Source organism: Pseudomonas sp. JAI120 (assembly GCF_014207255.1).
Taxonomy (GTDB): Bacteria; Pseudomonadota; Gammaproteobacteria; order Pseudomonadales; family Pseudomonadaceae; genus Aquipseudomonas.
Genome location: NZ_JACHCZ010000003.1, coordinates 370813 through 391265, shown reverse-complemented (window position 1 = coordinate 391265; position 20453 = coordinate 370813). Strand labels below are relative to the sequence as shown.

Genomic DNA, 20453 nt, shown 5'->3' with positions numbered 1-20453 from the left:
CCCTCAGAGCAGGTAGGATGTACGCCTATTTTACGGGTGGCATGGTTAATGAAATTCAAGGATCTTCGGGATTTCGTGCAGCAACTTGAGCAGCGCGGAGAGTTGAAACGTATCCAGATGCCGATTTCCCCGGTGCTGGAAATGACTGAGATTTGCGACCGCACCTTGCGTAACAAGGGGCCGGCGCTGCTGTTCGAGAACCCCACCGGGTTTGATATTCCGGTGCTCGGCAACCTGTTCGGTACCCCCGAGCGTGTGGCCTTTGGCATGGGCGCCGAGGCGGTCAGCGAATTGCGCGAGATCGGCAAGCTGCTGGCGTTCCTCAAGGAACCCGAGCCGCCCAAGGGCCTTAAGGATGCCTGGTCGAAGCTGCCGATCTTCCGCAAGATCATTGCCATGGCACCCAAGGTGGTCAAGGACGCGGTATGCCAGGAAGTGGTCATCGAAGGGGATGACGTCGATCTAGCCATGCTCCCCGTGCAAACCTGCTGGCCCGGCGATGTCGGCCCGCTGATCACCTGGGGCCTGACCGTCACCAAGGGCCCGAACAAAGACCGCCAGAACCTCGGTATCTACCGCCAGCAAGTGATCGGCCGCAACAAGGTGATCATGCGTTGGCTGAGCCACCGTGGCGGTGCCTTGGACTTCCGTGAGTGGTGCGAGAAGCATCCCGGCAAGCCGTTCCCGGTCTCCGTGGCCCTGGGCGCCGACCCGGCGACCATCCTCGGCGCCGTGACCCCTGTACCCGACAGCCTGTCCGAGTATGCCTTCGCCGGCCTGTTACGTGGCAACCGCACCGAGCTGGTGAAGTGCCGTGGCAACGACCTGCAAGTACCGGCCACCGCTGAAATCATCCTCGAAGGCGTGATTCATCCAGGCGAGATGGCCGATGAAGGCCCGTACGGCGACCACACCGGCTATTACAACGAAGTCGACAGCTTTCCGGTGTTCACCGTCGAGCGCATCACCCATCGGATCAAGCCGATCTACCACAGCACCTACACCGGCCGTCCGCCAGATGAGCCGGCGATTCTGGGTGTGGCGCTGAACGAAGTGTTCGTGCCGATCCTGCAGAAGCAATTCCCGGAGATCACCGACTTCTACCTGCCGCCGGAAGGCTGCTCGTATCGCATGGCCATCGTGACGATGAAGAAGTCGTACCCGGGCCATGCCAAGCGGGTAATGCTGGGTGTGTGGTCGTTTTTGCGACAGTTCATGTACACCAAGTTCGTTATCGTCACCGACGACGACATCAACGCCCGGGACTGGAACGATGTGATCTGGGCCATCACCACGCGCATGGACCCCAAGCGCGACACGGTGATGATCGACAACACACCGATCGACTACCTCGACTTCGCGTCGCCGGTGTCGGGCCTGGGCTCGAAGATGGGCCTGGACGCTACCCACAAATGGCCGGGTGAAACGACCCGCGAGTGGGGCCGGGTGATCGTCAAGGATGAGGCCGTCACGGCACGTGTCGATGCGATCTGGAAAGAATTGGGAATAGATTGATGCGTGTAACCCTGCAACCTTCCGGCGCCGTGCTGGAGCTGGAACCCGGCGAGCGAATCCTCGAAGGCGCGCGCCGCCTGGGCTACGAGTGCCCCCAGGCGTGTCGCAATGGCGTGTGCCACGTGTGCGCCGCACTGCTGGTGGAAGGCCGGGTGCAGCAAGCCGGCGAAGTGCGCGATCATGGTGAGTTCTACACCTGCATCGCCGAGCCGCTGGAAGATTGCATTGTGTTGTGGGATGGCGTGCTGGCGCCGGGAGAGTTGCCGTTGCGCAAGTTGTCGTGCCAATTGAGTGAGTGCGTGGAAGTGGGTGGCGACGTGTGGCGCGTGCGCCTGCGGGCCCCGGCCGGCAAGGCGGTGCGTTACCACGCCGGGCAATACCTGATGATCGAGCGGGAGAATGGCGAGAAGTCGGCATTTTCCCTGGCGTCGGCACCCCACGCCGGTCGCGAACTGGAATTGCATGTACTGGCCCGCGAGGACAGCGCGCGCAACTTGCTGGAGCAATTGCAGCGCAACCAGATGGCGCGCATCGAGCTGCCCTTTGGCGACACCCACCTGGCCGAGCTGCCGGACGGGCCATTAGTGCTGATCGCTGCCGGCACCGGCATGGCGCAGATGCACAGCCTGATCGAGCATTGCCGCGCTTCCGGCTTCAAGCACCCGGTGCACCTGTACTGGGGTGTGCGTCGCCCGGAAGATTTCTACGAGATCGAGCACTGGGACCAATGGCTGCAACTGCCCAACCTGTTCCTGCACAAGGTGGTCAGCGACCTGTGTGGTTGGGAGGGGCGCTGCGGCCTGCTGCATGAAGCGGTGTGCGAAGACATTGCCGACCTCAAGGCGGTGCATGTCTACGCCAGCGGTTCACCGGCGATGATCTACGGCACGCTGGATGCGTTGGTCGACGCCGGCATGGATGCGCACCAGATGCGCGCCGACGTATTCGCCTACGCGCCGCGGCCCTGACGAAACCGAGCTGTGGAAGGGGGCTTGCGCCCGCTCAGAATCGTACCCCGGTCGTCACCATCGCCGCATTGAACCCCAGCAGCACCAACTCCGCTGCCACCGGCCCGTAATGGGTGCCTACTGACGGAATGATCACCGGCGCCACGCCGAAACGGTTGAGGGGGATCTTGTCGCGGTATTTGCCGCGATAGCCCTGGATCGCCCCGCCTGTGACCTTCAGGTACACCGCAGAGTCGGCCATGTCATAGCGCTTGCCTGCGTAGGCGTAGTACGAGCGCTGGCTGAACGAGTTGCGAAACGTCGCCCCGCCATACACCAATCCTGATGCCTCATTGCGCTCCAGGCCGATCAGGTCCTGGTTGTTGTTGTGGTCTTTGTCCGGCGCGAAGTGCCGGGTATAGACGCTGGTCTGCGCGTACCAGAAGCCTTTGTCGTCGTCGGCGGGCGGCGTTTCGCCAGCCAGTGCGGTGGTGGCTTGTGCCAGGAACAGCAGGCCCGGCAGTCGAATTTTCTTCATGGGTGCGACCTCAATAGTCGGTTTGATGGGCGGCTAGGTGGGTCGTGATGTGCGCGCCAGTTTGACGGCGTGACGTGTTCCCAGGCTGAACCTGGGCTGAAAGTAGTGGGATTGTTCCGTTCAATCCTGATGAACGGGACTGCGCCGCCAAAGCAGTGGCGGCAACCGCCATAGCACTTTTTCGCCGTACGGTTACAGCGGCGCGTTTTATTACGGTAAAGTTGCTTACAACTGGTAACACACAGGAGGCGCACCGCTTTTCGCCATGACCGCCATTGAATCCGATCTTTTGCAATTGGCTTACCCTCCGCGGCTCGATCTTGGGCCGCAACTCACTCACGAACAGTTAATGAGCTCGATGCAGGCCACCATGGGCCGGCACAAGGGTGGGCCGGTCTGGCTATTTGCGTATGGTTCGCTGATCTGGCGCCCGGAATGCTCGTCGACCGAACGGGTGCGGGCACGGGTGCACGGTTATCACCGCGGCTTGTACCTGTGGTCCCATGAGCATCGGGGTACGCCGGAATTGCCGGGGCTGGTCTTTGGCCTGGATCGCGGAGGTTCGTGCAGCGGGTTCGCCTATCGCTTGCCGGAAGATCAACTGGAGGCCTCGCTTTACGCCTTGTGGCAGCGCGAGATGCCTTACCCCTCGTACCGGCCGCACTGGCTCAGTTGCCGTCTTGAAGATGGCAGTCAGGTGCAGGCGTTGGGGTTTGTGTTGGAGCGGCACTTGCCCAGTTACGCCGGCAACTTGCCCGATATCGTGCTTAACCATGTGCTGCAAAGCGCTTGCGGGCGTTACGGCACTACTCGCGATTACGTCGAGCAGACCGTCAACGCCCTGCGTAGCCACGCCATGCCAGACAAGAATCTGGAGGCGCGGCTCAAGCGTTGTGCCAAGGATTGCTCAGGCGATTAACGCGCTGAGCTGACGCTGTTGGTGTGCCACAGTGTTGGGATCAGGAACGCGATGGCCAGCAGGCACGCGCCGATCAGCAGCACGAAACCACCGTCCCAGCCAAAATGGTCCACGGTGTAGCCCATGGCCGCACTGGCTGCCACCGAACCGCCCAGGTAGCCGAACAGACCGGTGAAGCCCGCAGCCGTACCGGCGGCTTTCTTCGGTGCCAGTTCCAGCGCCTGCAGGCCGATCAACATCACCGGGCCGTAGATCAAAAAGCCGATCGAGAACAGCGCGATCATGTCGACCATCGGGTTGCCCGGCGGGTTGAGCCAGTACACCAGGGTCGCCACGGTCACCAGCGCCATGAACACGATGCCGGTCAGGCCACGGTTGCCACGGAAGATCTTGTCCGACATCCAGCCACACAGCAGCGTGCCCGGAATACCTGCCCATTCGTAGAAGAAGTACGCCCAGGACGATTTATCCACCGTGAAGTGCTTGGCTTCCTTGAGGTAGGTCGGCGCCCAGTCCAGTACGCCGTAGCGCAGCAGGTAGACGAACACGTTGGCGAAGGCGATGTACCAGAGCATTTTGTTGCGCAGCACGTACTTGACGAAGATTTCCTTGGCGCTGAATTCGTCTTCGTGGCTGGCGTCGTAGCCTTCCGGGTAGTCGTTCTTGTATTTCTCAATCGGTGGCAGGCCCACCGATTGCGGAGTGTCGCGCATGGTGATGAAGGCAAACGCCGCCACCGCCAAGGCCACCGTGGCCGGCACGTAGAAGGCGGCATGCCAGTCGTTGAACCAGGCCATCCCCAGCAGGAACAGCGGGCCGATCAGGCCACCGCCAACGTTGTGCGCCACGTTCCACACCGACACCACGCCGCCGCGTTCTTTCTGCGACCACCAGTGCACCATGGTCCGGCCACTGGGTGGCCAGCCCATGCCCTGGGCCCAGCCGTTGATGAACAGCAAAATGAACATCATGGTCACGCTGGACGTCGCCCAAGGTGCGAAACCGAAAATGAACATCACCCCCGCCGATACCAGCAGGCCGAAGGGCAGGAAGTAGCGCGGGTTGGAGCGGTCGGACACCAGGCCCATGAGGAACTTGGACAGGCCGTAGGCAATTGCGATGGCCGACATCGCGAGGCCCAGTTCACCTCGGGTGTAACCCTCGTCGATCAGGTAGGGCATCGCCAGGGAGAAGTTTTTGCGCAGCAGGTAGTACCCGGCATAACCGAAGAAAATACCGGCGAAGATCTGCCAGCGCAGTCGTCGATAGGTACTGTCGATTTTTTCTTCAGGCAGGGGCGCCTGGTGCGCGGCAGGACGAAAGAAAGCAAACATTCAAGAGCTCCAGATTTCTTGTTTTGACTGCGGATGCGAATGTTACAGTTTCGTTACCGAAAATAGCATTGCCTCTTATGCGCAAACAAAGGAAATGAGAGCAAGCGCGTGTTCTCTTACGAACATGTCGCTAATAGATAAATGGTGGTCGCTTAGCGTTTCTCAGACCAATGGAGAACAAATGTGGGAGGGGGCTTGCCCCCGATAGCGGTAGGTCAGCCAGCTTATCTGTAGCTGACCCACTGCCATCGGGGGCAAGCCCCCTCCCACATTTGATTGCATTTCAGGTCGGTCAGCGGGTTCGAACGACCACCTTGCCCACCGCCTTGCGCTGGCCGAGGTCATTGATTGCCTGGGCGGCCTGTTCCAGCGGATAGACCTGCGACACCAATGGCTTGAGCTTGCCCTCACCGTACCAAGTGAACAGTTGCTGGAAGTTCGCCGCGTTGTCCTGCGGCTGGCGCTGGGCAAATGAACCCCAGAACACCCCGACCACCGCCGCGCCCTTGAGCAGCGCCTGGTTCACCGGCAGCTCCGGGATGCGCCCGCTGGCAAAACCCACCACCAGCAGGCGGCCATTCCAGGCGATGGCGCGGATGGCCTGGTCAAACAGGTCGCCGCCTACCGGGTCGTAGATCACATCGGCGCCGTTACCGTCAGTCAGGCGCTTGATCTCGTCCTTGAGGCTGGCTTCGCTGTAGTTGATCAGTTCATCGGCGCCGGCGGCTTTGGCCACGGCGAGTTTGTCGGCGCTGCTCGCGGCGGCGATCACCCGTGCGCTCATGGCCTTGCCGATTTCCACGGCGGCCAGGCCCACGCCGCCGGAAGCGCCGAGGACCAGCAGGGTTTCGCCGGGTTGCAGGTTGGCGCGTTGTTTCAGCGCGTGCATTGAGGTGCCGTAGGTCATGCTGAAGGCGGCGGCGGTGTTGAAGTCCATGCTCGGCGGGATCGGCAGCACGTTGTAGCCCGGCACCGCGACCTGCTCGGCAAAGCTGCCCCAGCCGGTGAGCGCCATGACCCGGTCGCCGACTTTCAAGTGGCTGACCTTTTCCCCGACTTCGCTGACCACGCCCGATGCCTCGCCACCCGGCGAGAACGGGAAGGGCGGCTTGAACTGGTATTTACCTTCGATGATCAGGGTGTCGGGGAAGTTGACCCCGGCGGCATGCACATCCAGCAGGATTTCGTTTTTCTTGATCGCCGGGCTGGCGATCTCTTCCAGCACCAGGGTTTCGGCGGGGCCGAAGGCTTTGCACAGCACAGCTTTCATCGGGCTATTCCTTTTGGTGTCGTGGCCGATAAGTGTAGGAGGGTAGCCGTGTGGGTCAACGAGCATGCTCGGCCCTGATAAGTCGCCATAAGCTTGTGCTCTGCCTTGCTAGCGTTATGCTACCCGGCAACCGAATGTGAGGAATGAACTGTGAAAGCGTGGATCCTGTTGATGCTGGCCCTGACCTTGCCGATGGCAGCCCAGGCCGAAGAAGCCAAAGAAGGGGCGCCGCCGAAGGTCAGCTATATCAGCCTGAGCCCGCCGTTCGTGGGTAACTACGGCCTGGATGGCACGGCCAAGCTCAAAGTGTTCAAGGCCGACATCGCCCTGCGCGTGACCGGCGAGGAAGCCGCCAAAGCGGTCAAGGCCAATGACGCATTGATCCGTAACCAGTTGGTCGCGCTATTCACCCAGCAGACCAACGAGACGATGAGCACTGTCGAGGGCAAGGAAAAACTGCGCCAGGAAGCGCTGAAGCAAACCCAGCAAGTGATGAACGACGAGACTGGCAAGCCCATGGTGGAAGACCTGTTGTTCAACAACCTGATCATCCAGTAACTGTGTCGAGCGGGCTTGTTGTGGCAAGCCCGCTCGCCACAATCAGCGGGCTCATCACGCTCAAGACGCCAAACTCTTCCTGAACCGCGCCAACGCCACTGCAAAAAACAACAGCCCAATCCCCGCCAGCGCCAGCAAGTCCGGCCACACCACGCCGATGCCTGCGTCGCGAAACAAAATCGCTGCGCTCAGGCTCACAAAGTGCGTCGACGGCGAGCCCTGCATCACCCATTGCAACCACTCGGGCATGCTGTCCAGCGGCGTGCTGCCGCCTGACAAGAGCAGCATCGGGATAATCACCGGGATCGCCAGCAAGCCGAACTGCGGCGTGGAGCGGGCGAGGGTGGCGAGGAAGATCCCCAGTGCCGTACTGGCAAACAGATACAGGGCGGTCACAAACAGGAACAACCCCAGCGACCCGGCCAGCGGCACGCCGAGCAGCCCTTTGACCACCACCTCCAGCGATAGCCAAGTGCACAGCACCACCACCAGCATGTTGCTCCAGATTTTCGCCAGCATGATTTCCAGCGCCGTCAGCGGCAGCACCAGCAGGTGGTCGAGGGTGCCGTGCTCGCGCTCTCGCAGCAACGCGGTGCCCGTGAGCACGATGGCCAGGATGGTGATGTTGTTGACGATCTGGATTACGGCCAGGAACCAGCCGCCCTCCAGGTTGGTGTTGAACAGTGCTCGGGTCGTGAGCAGTGCGGGCGCCTGGGTTGCGGCATCGGTTTGCCCGCTGTAGTTGAGCAACTCGCGCTGGAAGATCCGCCCGATATAGCCCGCGCCCATGAACGCCTGACTCATCGCCGTGGCGTCGACGTTCACCTGCACGCCAGGCTGGCGACCGGCCAACAGGTCGGCCTGGAAGTTGGCTGGCACGTTGATTACGAAGGTGTACTGGCCGCTGTCCATCACCTTGTCCAACTGGTCGTAGGCCAACGGCGCCGGTGGTTGGAACTCGGGCGGTTGCAGCGCCTCGGCCATTTGCCGTGAGAGCGCGCTGTGGTCTTCATCGACAAACGCCACGCTGGCATTGTGCACCCCGATCACCGAGCCAGCGGCGGGCATGTAGATGGCGACGGTGAAGGCGTAGAACAGAAACAGCAGCAATACGCTGTCGTGACGCAGGCTGGTGAGTTCCTTGATGCCCAGCCGGAAAAGGTGTGCGAGCTTGTGCATCAGGCCTCCTGCTTCTTGAGCATGACCAGGCTCAACCCGGTGAACCCGATAAAGAAGCCGAACAGCGCCAGGCATTGTGGCCACAACTGGCGCAGGTCGAGGGCCTTGGTGAAGGTGCCCACCGCGATATCCAAAAAGTGCCCGGCCGGAAACAGTGCGCCCATCAAGGCGGCGGCGCCTTCCAGGGACGAGCGTGGCACGATCAGCCCGGAGAACTGAATGGTTGGCAGGCTGGTGATGATCATGGTGCCGAGGATCGCCGCGATCTGCGTGCGGGTGAACGCGGAAATCAGCAGGCCCATGCTGGTGGTGGCCAGCACATACAGGAGCCCGCCAAACGCCAGCGTCAGGCCGCTGCCCTTGAACGGCACACCGAACAGCCAGCGATTCATTGCCACCAGAACCGCCAGGTTGACCAGGCTCACGGCCAGGTAAGGCGCCTGTTTACCGAGCAGGAATTCCAGGCGCGTCAGGGGTGTGGCGTAGAAGTTGGTGATCGAGCCCAGCTCTTTCTCGCGCACGATGCCCAGGGCGGTGAGCATCGCCGGGATAAACGCCAGGATCAGTGCCATCACGCCCGGGCCGATGGCATTCACGCTGACCACGTCCTGGTTATAGCGAAAACGAGTCTCGAGCTTGGCGGCGGCCTGGTTGCTGCGGGGTTGGCTGCTCAGTTCAGCCAGTTGCTGCAGGTTGCCTTGGTGCACCGCCTCTACATAGTTGCGGCTGGTTTCCGCACGAAACGGCATGCCGCCATCGAGCCACGCGGCCACGGTGGGTTGGCGCCCGGCATAGAGATCGCGACCAAAGCCGGGCGGGATCTCCAGGGCCAGTTTGATTTCCGAGCGTTGCAGGCGTCGGTGCAATTCATGGGCGTCCTGGATCGGCGCCTGCCCGGCGAAGTAGCGCGAGCTGCGGAAGGCCTCCAGATAGGCGCGGCTTTGTGGCGTCTGGTCCTGGTCGTAGACGGCAAAGGCGAGGTTTTCCACGTCCAGGGAAATGCCGTAGCCGAAGATCACCATCATGAACATCGCGCCGAGCAGGGCGAAGGCCATGCGCACTTTGTCGCGCAGCAACTCCTTGCCTTCGCGGCTGGCCACGGCCAGCAGGCGAGACAGGCTGAAACCACGCTTGCTGATGGGTGGCGCATGGGTTTCGCTGACGGTTTTGGCCGACGTGGCGGGTTCGGCATCGCCTTGGGCTTGTTCAAGGCAGGTGACGAACGCGGCTTCCAGGGTGTCGCCGTTGAATTGCCGTTGCAGTGCGTCTGGCGTGTCGCAGGCCAGTACCTTGCCGGCATGCATCAAAGAGATGCGGTCACAGCGCTGGGCTTCATTCATGAAGTGGGTGGACAGGAAGATCGTCACCCCTTGTTCGCGGGACAACTCGATCAGCAGCCGCCAGAAATCATCCCGCGCCGCCGGGTCGACGCCCGAGGTGGGCTCATCGAGGATCAACACTTCCGGGCGATGCAGCACCGCCACGGCCAAGGACAAGCGTTGGCGCAGGCCGAGGGGCAGCTCCCCGGATGGCTGCTCGGCCACTTCACCGAGGTCGAAGCGCTGGATCAGCTCATCGATGCGCGGGCCGCTGTCGGCCTTGGGCAAATCGAACAGTTGTGCGTGCAACACCAGGTTCTGGCGCACGCTGAGCTCGCCATACAGCGAGAAGCTTTGCGACATGAACCCTACGCGCTTGCGGGTGGCCAGGTCCTTGGCGTTCACCGGGTTGCCCAGCAGCGTGGCGCTGCCTTCAGTGGCCGGCATCAGCCCGGTGAGGACTTTCATGGTGGTGGTCTTGCCGCAACCGTTGGAGCCGAGGAAGCCGAAGATCTCGCCACGGCCGATGGCAAAGCTGACCTTGTTCACTGCCGTGAAGTCCCCGAAGCGCAGGGTCAGGTCGTGGGCTTCGATGGCGATATCGGTGTTGGCGTTTTCCTTTGGCGGGATCACCAGTGGCTGGTTGTCATGGGCGCTGTCGCCCTGGAAGTGGGTGAAGGCCTCATCCAGTTTGCCGCTGGGGGTCGCTGCCGCCAGTTCGCTGCTGAGCCCGTCGGCGATCAGCTTGCCACGGTCGAGCATCAGGCAATGTTCGAATTGCTCGGCTTCCTCCATATAGGCCGTGGCTACCAGCAGCGTCAGTTGCGGGCGCTCATTGCGTACGGTCTCGACCAGTTCCCAGAAGCGCCGCCGCGATAGCGGGTCGACGCCGGTGGTGGGCTCGTCGAGGATCAACAGGTCCGGGTCGTGGATCAACGCGCAGCAGAGGCCGAGCTTCTGCTTCATGCCACCGGAGAGCTTGCCGGCCGGGCGCTCGGCGAAGCGCGCGAGGTCGGTGGCCAGCAGCAGGTTGTGCATGCGCTGGTCGCAGTCGGCTTTGGACAGGCCGAACAGCGTGGCAAAGAAGCGGATGTTTTCGCTGATGGACAGTTCGGGATATAGGTTGCCGCCCAGGCCCTGGGGCATGAAGGCGATGCGTGGGTACAGGCTGTTGCGATGGCGACGGTCCTGGATGGAGCCGCCGAGCACCTCCATTTGGCCGTCCTGGAGCTTTTTAACCCCGGCGATCAACCCCAACAGGCTCGACTTGCCCGCCCCATCCGGGCCGATCAGCCCGCAGCGCGTGCCGGTGGGCAGGCTGAAGGCGATGTCGATCAAGGCCTGCTGCTTGCCGTAACGGTGGTTGATGGCGGTGGCGTGCAGCGCCAGGCCGGTCATTGCAGGTTGGCCGGCCAGTCGATGTCAGCCATGCGCACGTAGCCGGCGCCGGGCATGCCCGGTTTGGCCTGGGGCACGGCGCTGGGTTGGGTCAGGCGCAGCTTGACGCGAAACACCAGTTTCTGGCGTTCGTCGCGGGTTTCCACTTCCTTTGGGGTGAACTGCGACTTGGCGGCAACAAAGCTGATCTTGGCCGGCAGCGGTTGCTGGGGCAGGGCATCGAGCAGGATGCGTGCGTCACTGCCAACCGTCAGGCGACCGGTGACGGAGGCGGGCAGGTAGAGGTTCATGTACTGATCCTCGGGGTCTATCAGCAACAGCACACGTCCGCCGGCGCCGAGGACTTCGCCGGGCTCGGCCAGGCGCAGCTGGATAATGCCGTCGATGGGCGCGCGCAGGCTGCTGTCGTCGATTTCGCTGGTGAGTTGGGCGACCTGGGCCTGGGCGGCACCGATTGCGGCTTTCACCGAGTTGACCTGGGCTTGTGCGGCAATCACGGCGGCATTCCCGGTGTTCTGGCGTGCCTGCTGCTGGTCGATCAACTGGCTGCTGGCAAAGCCGCGCTTGTACAGCTCCTGGGTGCGCTTGAGTTCCTGGTTGGCCAGCAGTTGCTCGCTTTGGCGCAGCTGCACGTTGGCCTCGGCGGCAGCGAAGTTTTCCTTGGCACGCAGCACTTCGGCTTCGGCCTGGGCGCGCTGGGCTTCCAGGGTACGGGTGTCCATGCGTGCCAGCAGTTGGCCCTTGAGCACCTTGTCGCCTTCATCCACCCGCACCTCGGCCAGCCGTCCGGGGATCTTGGCGGCGATCTGTACTTCGGTGGATTCCAGGCGGCCGTTGCCCATGCCCAAGCCTTCGGGCAGGCGGTCCTGAGTGGACTTCCAGTAACCGAAGCCGCCGGCGGCGAGCAGCAAGGCAATCAACAAAACGGCAAACAGGTGGGAGGAGCGTGGCGTGATCGACATGGGGGCATCCTGCAGCGTTAGCTTCCTAGTTTGACCGAGGCAGCCCGAGGGGGCGTTGATGCCGGTCAAATGAAGCGCAAGCCTAACCCTGTTCAGGCGCAGATGCATGCGCCGGGAACGTGACCGCAGGGTTCTCGTCAGTGCAGTGCCAGCACCGCAGCCCATTGTTCTGCGGTGACCGGCATCACGGACAAGCGACTGCCTTTTTGTACCAGGGGCCATTCAGCGAGGGCGGTTTGCTGTTTCAGGTAGCCCAGGCCCAGCACCTTGGGAAAGGTCTGGATGTGCGCGACGTTGATCGCGCTCCACGGGTTTTTCTCCGGGGTGGCCTTGGCGTCGAAGTAGTGGCTGTCCGGCTCCAGCGCGGTAGGGTCCGGGTAGGCGGCCTCGATGATTTTGCCGATGCCGGCAATCCCTGGCTCGGGGCAACTGGAGTGGTAGAAGAAAAATTGGTCACCCACCGCCATCGCTCGCAGGAAGTTGCGCGCCTGGTAGTTGCGCACCCCGTCCCAGCGCGCTTCGCCAAGCTTTTCCAGGCCTTTGATGGAGAGTTCATCGGGTTCGGATTTCATCAGCCAGTAGGCCATTTTTGGACTCCTGAAAAAGGCGTTGGGCAAGTTGTCAGGCAATTTGATGACAAACCGACAGTCGGTTGGCGCCAAGGTTTGCGTGTTGGTTCACGTTACCGCAGAATGCGCGGGTTTTAAGCTTGACACAGCTGCAACGGACTACTGTGGAACGTTGTTAACATCGTGTACGAGGTGCCTGAAGGGGGGCAATCGATGCAACGTAAACCGGATTTACTATGGATATTGGTGATTTTGTTTGGTCTGGGCGTCGTGACCACCGGGTATGCGCAAAGCTTGTGGTCGAACAAGACCGATGCGCCCGTTGAGCTTGCTCAACAGCAGCAGCAACCGTTCAAGCGTTAACCCTTCTTCAAGACGCCGCTGATCCCAGTGGCGTCTGTGCGATATACCATCCCTTGTCAGTCACTGTGCCAGCCAACGGCACATCCCAGCTCGCCTGCACCAGTCGTTCGACTTTCTGACATTCATGGGCCAGGCCCAGTAGCGTCGGCTTGCGCCAACGCTGGCGGCGGGACAGGTAAGCGAGGCTGCGATCATAGAAGCCGCCGCCCATGCCCAGGCGTCCACCTGTTTCGTCGAACCCCACCAATGGCAAGAACACCAGGTCCAGCGCCCACACCTCGCGTTGCCGGCTGATATTTACCTGCGGCTCAAGAATGCGAAACCGGTTGGGCCGCAGCTTTTCCCCCGGTCGCACGCGTTGGAACACCATCTTGGTCCGTGGCCAGGCACTGAGCACCGGCAGATAGGTGGCCTTGCCCCGGCGCTGAGCCGCACGCAGCAGCAGGCGCGGATCGATTTCACCGTCCGTCGGTAGATATAAGGAAATATGTTTGGCCCGGCGAAACAGCGGGTGCTGCGCCAGTTGCCGATACAGGCCGTGGGCAGCCTGGCGCTGCTGGCTCGGCGTGAGGGCACGGCGGGCGTTGCGCAACATGCGTCGAAGTTGCGGACGGGAAGGCGGCGCAGGTTCGGTCATGATTTCAGCTCATAAAACAATGCCAGTCATGGAGACTGGCATTGAGTTTGGTATTCAGGCTCCCCGACAGCGCCGCTGTCGACTCAGCCCTTGAACCCGAAAGTTCAAGGTGGAAGAAGCAGTAGGCTTTAAGGCTTTCCGTCTAGCGGACATGCACACCAGCCCAACGTGCAACTTCCAGGGTAGTGCGAATCGGCTCCGGGACATCGCCGACTGGCAAGCACGCCAGGGAGTGGGGCGAGTATACCTTAAACAGTCGCAGCAATCAGCCTTTGGGAGCTTCCGAATCGCTGGAAAGTACCAGATCCACACGTTCGAGCAGGTCACGCACCTGTTCGCGCGTCGAGCCGCTGGCCTGCACGTCAGGGCGCTCCTGCTTATGCAGCAGGTCGTGGGTAATGTTCAACGCGGCCATCACGGCAATGCGGTCGGCACCGATGACTTTGCCGCTGCTGCGGATTTCACGCATCTTGCCATCCAGGTAGCGGGCGGCGCTCACCAGGTTGTTGCGCTCTTCCTGGGGGCAGATGATCGAATATTCTTTGTCGAGGATCTGCACGGTGACGCTATTGCTTGAACTCATGAGTCTTGCTCCAGGGCCTTCAGGCGCGAAATCATCGATTCGACCTTACGCCGGGCGATTTCGTTTTTTTCAATGAGGTGAGCGCGTTCCTCGCGCCAGGTCTTTTCCTGAGCTAATAGGAGTCCGTTTTGACTCTTAAGTTGCTCGACCCGAGTAATTAGCAGTTCGAGTCTGGCCATCAGCGCTTGCAGGTCGGTGTCTTCCATTGGGTTCCACTGGATTTGTCTGATGAATGGCAACTGCAGGATAAACGATCTGACGCCCTCGATAGTCTTGGTACGTCTGCCGGTGCTAGGATACAGCGCTCCATTCTAGACATTGCGCCGTCTGGCGCCTAGCTCACCATGCCCATTCAGAACTCCCCGTACGATGCTTTTTCCAAACTGCTGAGCACCAGCGGTCATCCTTGCTCGCCTGCCGAACTGCACGGCGTGTTGCTCGGCCGCAGTTGCACCGGCGTTGGCTTTGATGCCGACAACTGGCTGGCCGATGTGGCCGAACTGCTGGAAACCGAACCGACCGACAACGTGCGTAACGCGCTGATCGGCCTGCAAGAGATGGTCAAGGGCGAACTGACCGGTGATGACGTCACCGTGGTCCTTCTGCTGCCGACCGACGACGCGCCGCTCACCGAACGCGCCGCCGCGCTGGGCCAGTGGTGTCAGGGTTTCCTCCACGGTTTTGGCGTGAACGCCGGCGGCCTCGAGTTGAGTACCGACGCCAAGGAAGTGCTGCAGGACCTGGCGGCCATCTCCCAGGTGCAAGATGCCCTGGAAGAGTCCGAAGACGGTGAAGGCGACTACATGGAAGTCATGGAATACCTGCGCGTCGCGCCGCTGTTGCTGTTCACCGAGACCAAAAAGTCCGCTGAGCCTGCTGCCCCCAAGCCTTCGCTGCATTAAAAGAGAAAGGAAGCCCATCTGCCCATGATCCATATCCCCAAAGCGGAATACACCCGGCGCCGCAAGGCGCTCATGGCGCAGATGGAACCCAACAGCATCGCGATCCTGCCGGCCGCCGCCGTGGCCATCCGCAATCGCGATGTGGAGCACGTCTATCGTCAGGACAGCGACTTCCAGTACCTGAGCGGTTTCCCCGAACCGGAAGCGGTGATCGTGCTGATGCCCGGTCGCCAGCATGGCGAGTACGTGTTGTTCTGCCGCGAGCGCAACGCCGAACGCGAATTGTGGGACGGCCTGCGCGCCGGTACCGAAGGCGCGATTCGCGAATACGGCGCCGACGATGCCTTCCCAATCACCGATATCGACGACATTCTGCCCGGCCTGATCGAAGGCCGCGATCGGGTGTATTCAGCCATGGGCAGTAACGCCGAATTCGATCGGCACTTGATGGAGTGGATCAACGTCATCCGCTCTAAAGCGCACCTTGGCGCCCAGCCACCGAACGAATTTGTTGCCCTGGATCATCTGCTCCACGACATGCGCCTGTATAAATCGGCGGCGGAAGTGAAGGTGATGCGCGAGGCTGCGCGAATTTCCTGCGCGGCCCATGTGAAGGCGATGCAGGCCAGCCGCGCCGGCTTGCATGAGTTCAGCCTGGAAGCCGAGCTGGACTACGAATTCCGCAAGGGCGGCGCGAAGATGCCGGCCTATGGCTCTATCGTCGCCACCGGGCGCAACAGCTGCATCCTGCATTACCAGCAGAATGACGCCGTGCTCAAGGACGGCGACCTGGTGCTGATCGATGCCGGTTGCGAAATCGACTGCTACGCCAGCGACATCACGCGCACCTGGCCGGTCAACGGCAAGTTTTCAGCGGAGCAGAAGGCGATCTATGAAATCGTGCTGGCTTCCCAGGAGGCGGCCTTTGCCGAGATCGCGCCGAACAAACATTGGAATCAGGCCCATGAGGCGACAGTGCGGGTCATCACCGCCGGGCTGGTGAAGCTGGGGTTGCTGAAGGGTGACGTCGATGAACTGATCGCCAGTGAAGCCTACAAACCCTTCTATATGCACCGCGCCGGCCATTGGCTGGGGATGGATGTGCATGACGTGGGCGAGTACAAGGTGGGCGGCGAATGGCGTGTGTTGGAAGTTGGCATGGCATTGACCGTGGAACCGGGCATTTATATCTCGCCGGATAACCAGGCCGTCGCGAAAAAATGGCGTGGCATTGGCGTACGCATCGAGGACGACGTAGTGGTGACCAAGCAAGGCTGTGAAATTCTGACCGGCGGCGCCCCCAAGGGCGTCGCCGAAATCGAAGCCCTGATGGCGGCCGCTCGATGAGTCGGGTCAACCTGGCAATTATCGGCGGCGGCCTGGTGGGCGCGAGCCTGGCGCTGGCGTTGCAGGCCGGGGCCAAGGCGCGTGGCTGGAAAATCGTGCTGATCGAACCCTTCGCGCCCGGCGACAGCTACCAGCCGAGCTACGATGCGCGGTCTTCGGCGCTGTCCTACGGCGCCCGGCAGATTTATCAGCGCCTGGGCCTGTGGCAACAAATCTCGCGCCGCGCCGAACCGATCAAGCAGATCCATGTGTCGGACCGTGGGCGCTTCTCCACCGCGCGGTTGTCCGCCATGGAGGAGGGCGTGCCGGCCCTCGGTTACGTGGTGGAAAACGCCTGGCTTGGCCAATGCCTGTGGCAAGGCCTGGACAAGGACGTGGTGAGCTGGCGCTGCCCGGCGGAAGTCACGCGCATGGAGCCGCTGCCCGATGGCTACCGCCTGACCCTCAACGATGAAACCGTGCTGGAATGCGACCTCGCGGTGCTGGCCGACGGAGGCCGTTCCGGCCTGCGCGAGCAACTGGGCATTGGCGTGAAAACCCGCCCGTACAACCAGAGCGCGCTGATCGCCAACATCACCCCGAGCGAGGCCCACAACGGCGAAGCGTTCGAGCGTTTCACCGATGAAGGCCCGATGGCCCTGCTGCCGCTGCCGGACAACCGCTGCGCGCTGGTGTGGACCCGTATCGGCATGGACGCACAGCGCCTGGCCAATCTTGATGAACGTAGCTTCTTGAGTGAATTGCAGGGCGTGTTCGGCTACCGCCTGGGCACCCTCAAGCAAGTGGGCGCCCGTCATTTGTATCCGTTGACCCTGGTGGAAGCCGAAGAGCAAGTGCGCTCGCACCTGGCGATCCTCGGCAATGCCGCCCACAGCCTGCACCCGATTGCCGGGCAGGGGTTCAACCTGTCCCTGCGTGATGCACATGCCTTGGCCGAGGCCTTGCTGGCCGGGCCGGCGGTGCCGGGTGACCTGGCGACGTTGCAGGCTTATGGCGAGCGCCAGCGCATGGATCAGAAGTTGACCGTGGGTTTCTCCGACCAGGTCACGCGACTGTTTGGCAGCGCGCAACCGCTGGTCGCCCTGGGCCGCAATATGGGCCTGCTGGGCCTGGATTTGTTGCCGCCGGCCAAGCGTTGGTTCGCCCGTCAGGCCATGGGCCTGGGTACCCGTCCCGATGCGTAAGTGGCTGGTTGAACGGTTGGGCAAGGCGCGGTTGTTGCGCTGGGTCATGACCCTGTACCCGCCGTACTTGGGTGCCGGGGTGAGCGTACAGCATATGAGCGCCGATTTTCGTCACGTCAAAGTGCGCATGGGCCTGGGTTGGTACAACCGCAATTACGTCGGCACGCAATTTGGCGGCAGCCTGTATTCGATGGTCGATCCGTTCTACATGCTGATGTTGATGGAGAACCTGGGCCGCGATTACATCGTGTGGGACAAGGCCGCGAGCATCGACTTCATCTCGCCGGGCAAGGGCCCGGTGTATGCCGAATTTTCCATCGACGAGGCCTTGCTGGATGAGGTGCGTCGACAGACCGAAGGTGGCGAGAAGTACTTGCCCCACCTCAAGGTGCAGATTCATGACGGCTCCGGCACCCTGGTGGCGCGGGTCGACAAAACCCTTTACGTGCGGCGCAAGCCGCCAGCGAGACAGGCTTAAAGCATGGACATGCGCGCAGATGTGCTGATTGTCGGGGCCGGAATGGTCGGAAGCGCCCTGGCGCTGGCGTTGCAGGGCAGTGGCCTGCAGGTGCTGCTGCTGGACGGTAGCCCGCTGAGCGTCAAACCCTTCGACCGCGAGGCGGCCTTCGAACCGCGTGTAAGCGCTTTGTCGGCTGCCAGCCAGCGCATCCTCGAGCGCCTCGGTGTGTGGGATGGCATCGTTGAACGACGCGCCAGCCCTTACGGCGAGATGCAGGTGTGGGACGGCAGCGGCACCGGGCAGATCCACTTTTCGGCGGCCAGTGTGCATGCCGAAGTGCTCGGGCATATCGTCGAGAACCGTGTGGTCCAGGATGCCTTGCTCGACCGTCTGCACGACTGCGACCTGGGCCTGCTGGCGAATGCGCGCCTGGAGCAGATGCGTCGCTCCGGCGATGACTGGCTGCTGACCCTGGCCGATGGCCGCACATTGCGCGCGCCGCTGGTGGTGGCCGCCGATGGTGCCAACTCCGCCGTGCGCCGCCTGACCGGCACCGCGACCCGTGAATGGGACTACCTGCATAACGCCATCGTTACCAGCGTGCGCAGCAGCCAGCCGCACCAGCGCACGGCCTGGCAACGCTTTACCGACACCGGCCCGCTGGCGTTTTTGCCGCTGGTGCGGGACGGGCAGGAGGATTGGTGCTCGATCGTCTGGTCGACTACGCCGGCTGAATCCGAACGCCTGATGGCATTGGATGATGAAGGCTTCTGCCGTGAGCTGGAGCGCGCCTTTGAAGGGCGCCTTGGCAGCGTGATCAGCGCTGATCCGCGCGTTTGCGTGCCTTTGCGCCAGCGCCACGCCAAACGCTATGTGGCCGAGGGCCTGGCGTTGATCGGCGACGCGGCCCACGTCATCCACCCATTGGCCGGGCAGGGCGTCAACCTGGGGTTCCTCGATGCGGCGGTGCTGGCCGAAGTGTTGTTGTCGGCCACCGAACGCGGTGAACGCCTAGCCGATGTGAAAGTGCTCAGCCGTTACGAGCGCCGACGCATGCCGCATAACCTGGCCCTGATGGCGGCGATGGAAGGCTTTGAGCGCTTGTTCCAGGCCGATCAACTGCCGCTGCGCTGGTTACGTAATGCCGGGCTGAAGATGGTCGACCAGATGCCCGAAGCCAAGGCCGTGTTTGTGCGCCAGGCCCTTGGGTTGACCGGGGATCTGCCGGAGCTGGCCAAGCCCTGACAGGTCCGCGCAACATTTGGTAACGCCCCAGTCGAGCGTTACCAAATGTGAGTCCCTATCATTTGCGCCTACTTTGCAAATGAGAGACCGCACCCATGTTGGCACCCAAGCGCCTCCTGACTGCCCTGGCACTCACCCTGATCGGCAGCACCACCGTGCAGGCCGCCGACGAAGTGGTGGTCTACTCCTCGCGCATCGACGAACTGATCAAGCCGGTGTTCGACGCCTACACCCAAAAGACCGGTGTACAGGTGAAGTTCATCACCGACAAGGAAGCCCCGCTGATGCAGCGCATCAAGGCCGAGGGCGAAAACGCCACCGCCGACCTGCTGCTCACCGTGGATGCCGGCAACCTCTGGCAGGCCGAGCAAATGGGCATCCTGCAACCCTTCACCTCCCCGGTGATCGACAAGAACATTCCCCTGCAGTACCGCTCTTCGGCTCACGCCTGGACCGGCTTGAGCCTGCGTGCGCGGACCATCGCGTATTCCACCGATCGGGTCAAACCGGGTGACCTGACCACCTACGAAGCCCTGGCCGACAAACAGTGGGAAGGCCGCCTGTGCCTGCGCACGGCGAAAAAGGTCTACAACCAATCGCTGACCGCCACCCTGATCGAAACCCACGGTGCGGCCAAGACCGAAGAAATCGTCAAGGGCTGGGTGAATAACCTGTCCACCGACGTGTTCTCCGATGACATCGCGGTGCTGGAGGCGATCAACGCCGGGCAGTGCGACGTGGGTATCGTCAACACCTACTACTACGGCCGCCTGCACAAACAGAAGCCGGACCTGGCGGTGAAGCTGTTCTGGCCGAACCAGGGCGACCGTGGCGTGCATGTGAACCTGTCGGGCATCGGCTTGACCAAGCACGCGCCACACCCGGAAGCCGCCAAGGCGCTGGTGGAGTGGATGACCACGCCTGAGGCGCAGAAGATCTTTGCCGATGTGAACCAGGAGTTCCCGGCCAACCCGGCGGTACCGCCGTCGGCTGAAGTGGCGACCTGGGGTAAATTTGTGGCGGATACATTGCCGGTGGAAGTGGCGGGCAAGCGCCAGGCTGAAGCCATTCGCCTGATGGATCGGGCGGGCTGGAACTAAGTACAATTTGTAGGACGCCGCAGGTCCAAATGTGGGAGGGGCGGGGGGGGGGGGGGGGGGGGGGGGGGGGGCCCCCCCCCCCCCCCCAGAGCATGGTGTTTGTTTTTTTAGGTTTTAGTTTGGA

Annotated in this window: 21 protein-coding genes and 1 other RNA gene; 11 read left to right on the top strand and 11 right to left on the bottom strand. The window is 62.1% G+C overall.

Annotated features, from left to right (window positions below; translation table 11 throughout):
• Window positions 1-48 precede the first annotated feature (48 nt).
• Complete coding sequence (gene ubiD / locus HDC32_RS19325) at window positions 49-1515, top strand: 4-hydroxy-3-polyprenylbenzoate decarboxylase (protein WP_027608362.1); 1467 nt, start codon at window positions 49-51, stop codon at window positions 1513-1515.
• Entirely contained in the window at window positions 1515-2483 is a 969-nt protein-coding gene (locus HDC32_RS19320) for a CDP-6-deoxy-delta-3,4-glucoseen reductase (RefSeq protein ID WP_131697586.1), read from the top strand. Before ubiD ends, HDC32_RS19320 begins: the two co-directional genes overlap by 1 nt.
• 34 nt (window positions 2484-2517) lie before the next feature.
• Here HDC32_RS19320 and HDC32_RS19315 read toward each other — a convergent pair whose 3' ends face one another.
• Entirely contained in the window at window positions 2518-3000 is a 483-nt protein-coding gene (locus tag HDC32_RS19315) for a sn-glycerol-3-phosphate transporter (protein WP_131697585.1), read from the bottom strand.
• Between the two features lie 265 nt (window positions 3001-3265).
• Between HDC32_RS19315 and HDC32_RS19310 the strand changes: the two genes are divergently transcribed.
• Window positions 3266-3919, top strand: coding sequence for a gamma-glutamylcyclotransferase (locus HDC32_RS19310; RefSeq protein WP_065926652.1), 654 nt, complete (start codon window positions 3266-3268; stop codon window positions 3917-3919).
• Here HDC32_RS19310 and glpT read toward each other — a convergent pair.
• On the bottom strand, window positions 3916-5253 hold the full coding sequence (gene glpT, locus HDC32_RS19305; RefSeq protein WP_092489833.1) for a glycerol-3-phosphate transporter: 1338 nt from the start codon (window positions 5251-5253) through the stop codon (window positions 3916-3918). The two genes, HDC32_RS19310 and glpT, sit on opposite strands and share 4 nt — an antisense overlap.
• 292 nt (window positions 5254-5545) lie before the next feature.
• On the bottom strand, window positions 5546-6523 hold the full coding sequence (locus HDC32_RS19300; protein WP_184745165.1) for an NADPH:quinone oxidoreductase family protein: 978 nt from the start codon (window positions 6521-6523) through the stop codon (window positions 5546-5548).
• Window positions 6524-6673: 150 nt separating this feature from the next.
• Between HDC32_RS19300 and HDC32_RS19295 the strand changes: the two genes are divergently transcribed.
• Window positions 6674-7081 (top strand): flagellar basal body-associated protein FliL, encoded by a 408-nt coding sequence (locus tag HDC32_RS19295; RefSeq protein WP_131697582.1) that lies wholly within the window; start codon window positions 6674-6676, stop codon window positions 7079-7081.
• Between the two features lie 60 nt (window positions 7082-7141).
• Here the strand turns inward: HDC32_RS19295 and HDC32_RS19290 are convergent, their stop codons facing one another.
• From HDC32_RS19290 to HDC32_RS19275, 4 genes are all read right to left on the bottom strand, one after another.
• On the bottom strand, window positions 7142-8260 hold the full coding sequence (locus tag HDC32_RS19290) for an ABC transporter permease (RefSeq protein ID WP_131697581.1): 1119 nt from the start codon (window positions 8258-8260) through the stop codon (window positions 7142-7144).
• A complete protein-coding gene (gene rbbA, locus HDC32_RS19285; RefSeq protein WP_184745163.1) occupies window positions 8260-10977 on the bottom strand; it encodes a ribosome-associated ATPase/putative transporter RbbA in 2718 nt (905 codons plus the stop codon). The genes HDC32_RS19290 and rbbA overlap by 1 nt, the downstream gene beginning before the upstream one ends.
• Window positions 10974-11939, bottom strand: coding sequence for an HlyD family secretion protein (locus HDC32_RS19280; RefSeq protein ID WP_131697579.1), 966 nt, complete (start codon window positions 11937-11939; stop codon window positions 10974-10976). The genes rbbA and HDC32_RS19280 overlap by 4 nt, the downstream gene beginning before the upstream one ends.
• 137 nt (window positions 11940-12076) lie before the next feature.
• Window positions 12077-12526, bottom strand: coding sequence for an EVE domain-containing protein (locus tag HDC32_RS19275; RefSeq protein WP_131697578.1), 450 nt, complete (start codon window positions 12524-12526; stop codon window positions 12077-12079).
• Between the two features lie 195 nt (window positions 12527-12721).
• Here HDC32_RS19275 and HDC32_RS19270 point away from each other — a divergent pair, with 195 nt between their 5' ends.
• Complete coding sequence (locus tag HDC32_RS19270) at window positions 12722-12871, top strand: hypothetical protein (RefSeq protein WP_164299887.1); 150 nt, start codon at window positions 12722-12724, stop codon at window positions 12869-12871.
• Window positions 12872-12878: 7 nt separating this feature from the next.
• Here HDC32_RS19270 and HDC32_RS19265 read toward each other — a convergent pair whose 3' ends face one another.
• From HDC32_RS19265 to HDC32_RS19250, 4 genes are all read right to left on the bottom strand, one after another.
• Window positions 12879-13508, bottom strand: a complete 630-nt coding sequence (locus HDC32_RS19265) for a 5-formyltetrahydrofolate cyclo-ligase (protein ID WP_131697577.1) — start codon at window positions 13506-13508, stop codon at window positions 12879-12881.
• 56 nt (window positions 13509-13564) lie between these two features.
• Window positions 13565-13743: non-coding RNA, 6S RNA (gene ssrS / locus HDC32_RS19260), on the bottom strand.
• 30 nt (window positions 13744-13773) lie between these two features.
• Window positions 13774-14091 (bottom strand): cell division protein ZapA, encoded by a 318-nt coding sequence (locus HDC32_RS19255; RefSeq protein ID WP_131697576.1) that lies wholly within the window; start codon window positions 14089-14091, stop codon window positions 13774-13776.
• The gene (locus tag HDC32_RS19250; protein ID WP_007982902.1) at window positions 14088-14297 is read right to left on the bottom strand and encodes a TIGR02449 family protein; all 210 of its coding nucleotides are present in this window, start codon (window positions 14295-14297) and stop codon (window positions 14088-14090) included. Before HDC32_RS19250 ends, HDC32_RS19255 begins: the two co-directional genes overlap by 4 nt.
• A gap of 138 nt (window positions 14298-14435) precedes the next feature.
• On the opposite strand from HDC32_RS19250, the gene HDC32_RS19245 reads away from it, so the two are divergent.
• The 6 genes from HDC32_RS19245 to HDC32_RS19220 all read left to right on the top strand — a co-directional run bounded on the left by HDC32_RS19245 (window position 14436) and on the right by HDC32_RS19220 (window position 20329).
• Window positions 14436-14993, top strand: coding sequence for a YecA family protein (locus HDC32_RS19245; protein WP_015886444.1), 558 nt, complete (start codon window positions 14436-14438; stop codon window positions 14991-14993).
• A gap of 24 nt (window positions 14994-15017) precedes the next feature.
• On the top strand, window positions 15018-16340 hold the full coding sequence (gene pepP, locus HDC32_RS19240) for a Xaa-Pro aminopeptidase (RefSeq protein WP_184745161.1): 1323 nt from the start codon (window positions 15018-15020) through the stop codon (window positions 16338-16340).
• Window positions 16337-17524: a 2-octaprenyl-6-methoxyphenyl hydroxylase gene (ubiH, locus tag HDC32_RS19235; RefSeq protein ID WP_184745159.1), complete on the top strand. Its 1188-nt coding sequence runs from the start codon at window positions 16337-16339 to the stop codon at window positions 17522-17524. The genes pepP and ubiH overlap by 4 nt, the downstream gene beginning before the upstream one ends.
• Window positions 17517-18002 (top strand): DUF4442 domain-containing protein, encoded by a 486-nt coding sequence (locus tag HDC32_RS19230; protein ID WP_053127827.1) that lies wholly within the window; start codon window positions 17517-17519, stop codon window positions 18000-18002. Before ubiH ends, HDC32_RS19230 begins: the two co-directional genes overlap by 8 nt.
• Window positions 18003-18011: 9 nt before the next feature.
• The gene (locus HDC32_RS19225; RefSeq protein ID WP_167656808.1) at window positions 18012-19229 is read left to right on the top strand and encodes a 2-octaprenyl-3-methyl-6-methoxy-1,4-benzoquinol hydroxylase; all 1218 of its coding nucleotides are present in this window, start codon (window positions 18012-18014) and stop codon (window positions 19227-19229) included.
• Window positions 19230-19324: 95 nt separating this feature from the next.
• Window positions 19325-20329, top strand: coding sequence for an extracellular solute-binding protein (locus HDC32_RS19220; protein WP_053127831.1), 1005 nt, complete (start codon window positions 19325-19327; stop codon window positions 20327-20329).
• Window positions 20330-20453 lie beyond the last annotated feature (124 nt).

Coding starts and splice junctions, on each gene's coding strand:
- ubiD (WP_027608362.1), top strand. CDS start 49: ATGAAATTCAAGGATCTTCGGGATTTCGTGCAGCAACTTGAGCAGCGC.
- HDC32_RS19320 (WP_131697586.1), top strand. CDS start 1,515: ATGCGTGTAACCCTGCAACCTTCCGGCGCCGTGCTGGAGCTGGAACCC.
- HDC32_RS19315 (WP_131697585.1), bottom strand. CDS start 3,000: ATGAAGAAAATTCGACTGCCGGGCCTGCTGTTCCTGGCACAAGCCACC.
- HDC32_RS19310 (WP_065926652.1), top strand. CDS start 3,266: ATGACCGCCATTGAATCCGATCTTTTGCAATTGGCTTACCCTCCGCGG.
- glpT (WP_092489833.1), bottom strand. CDS start 5,253: ATGTTTGCTTTCTTTCGTCCTGCCGCGCACCAGGCGCCCCTGCCTGAA.
- HDC32_RS19300 (WP_184745165.1), bottom strand. CDS start 6,523: ATGAAAGCTGTGCTGTGCAAAGCCTTCGGCCCCGCCGAAACCCTGGTG.
- HDC32_RS19290 (WP_131697581.1), bottom strand. CDS start 8,260: ATGCACAAGCTCGCACACCTTTTCCGGCTGGGCATCAAGGAACTCACC.
- rbbA (WP_184745163.1), bottom strand. CDS start 10,977: ATGACCGGCCTGGCGCTGCACGCCACCGCCATCAACCACCGTTACGGC.
- HDC32_RS19280 (WP_131697579.1), bottom strand. CDS start 11,939: ATGTCGATCACGCCACGCTCCTCCCACCTGTTTGCCGTTTTGTTGATT.
- HDC32_RS19275 (WP_131697578.1), bottom strand. CDS start 12,526: ATGGCCTACTGGCTGATGAAATCCGAACCCGATGAACTCTCCATCAAA.
- HDC32_RS19270 (WP_164299887.1), top strand. CDS start 12,722: ATGCAACGTAAACCGGATTTACTATGGATATTGGTGATTTTGTTTGGT.
- HDC32_RS19265 (WP_131697577.1), bottom strand. CDS start 13,508: ATGACCGAACCTGCGCCGCCTTCCCGTCCGCAACTTCGACGCATGTTG.
- HDC32_RS19255 (WP_131697576.1), bottom strand. CDS start 14,091: ATGAGTTCAAGCAATAGCGTCACCGTGCAGATCCTCGACAAAGAATAT.
- HDC32_RS19250 (WP_007982902.1), bottom strand. CDS start 14,297: ATGGAAGACACCGACCTGCAAGCGCTGATGGCCAGACTCGAACTGCTA.
- HDC32_RS19245 (WP_015886444.1), top strand. CDS start 14,436: ATGCCCATTCAGAACTCCCCGTACGATGCTTTTTCCAAACTGCTGAGC.
- pepP (WP_184745161.1), top strand. CDS start 15,018: ATGATCCATATCCCCAAAGCGGAATACACCCGGCGCCGCAAGGCGCTC.
- ubiH (WP_184745159.1), top strand. CDS start 16,337: ATGAGTCGGGTCAACCTGGCAATTATCGGCGGCGGCCTGGTGGGCGCG.
- HDC32_RS19230 (WP_053127827.1), top strand. CDS start 17,517: ATGCGTAAGTGGCTGGTTGAACGGTTGGGCAAGGCGCGGTTGTTGCGC.
- HDC32_RS19225 (WP_167656808.1), top strand. CDS start 18,012: ATGCGCGCAGATGTGCTGATTGTCGGGGCCGGAATGGTCGGAAGCGCC.
- HDC32_RS19220 (WP_053127831.1), top strand. CDS start 19,325: ATGTTGGCACCCAAGCGCCTCCTGACTGCCCTGGCACTCACCCTGATC.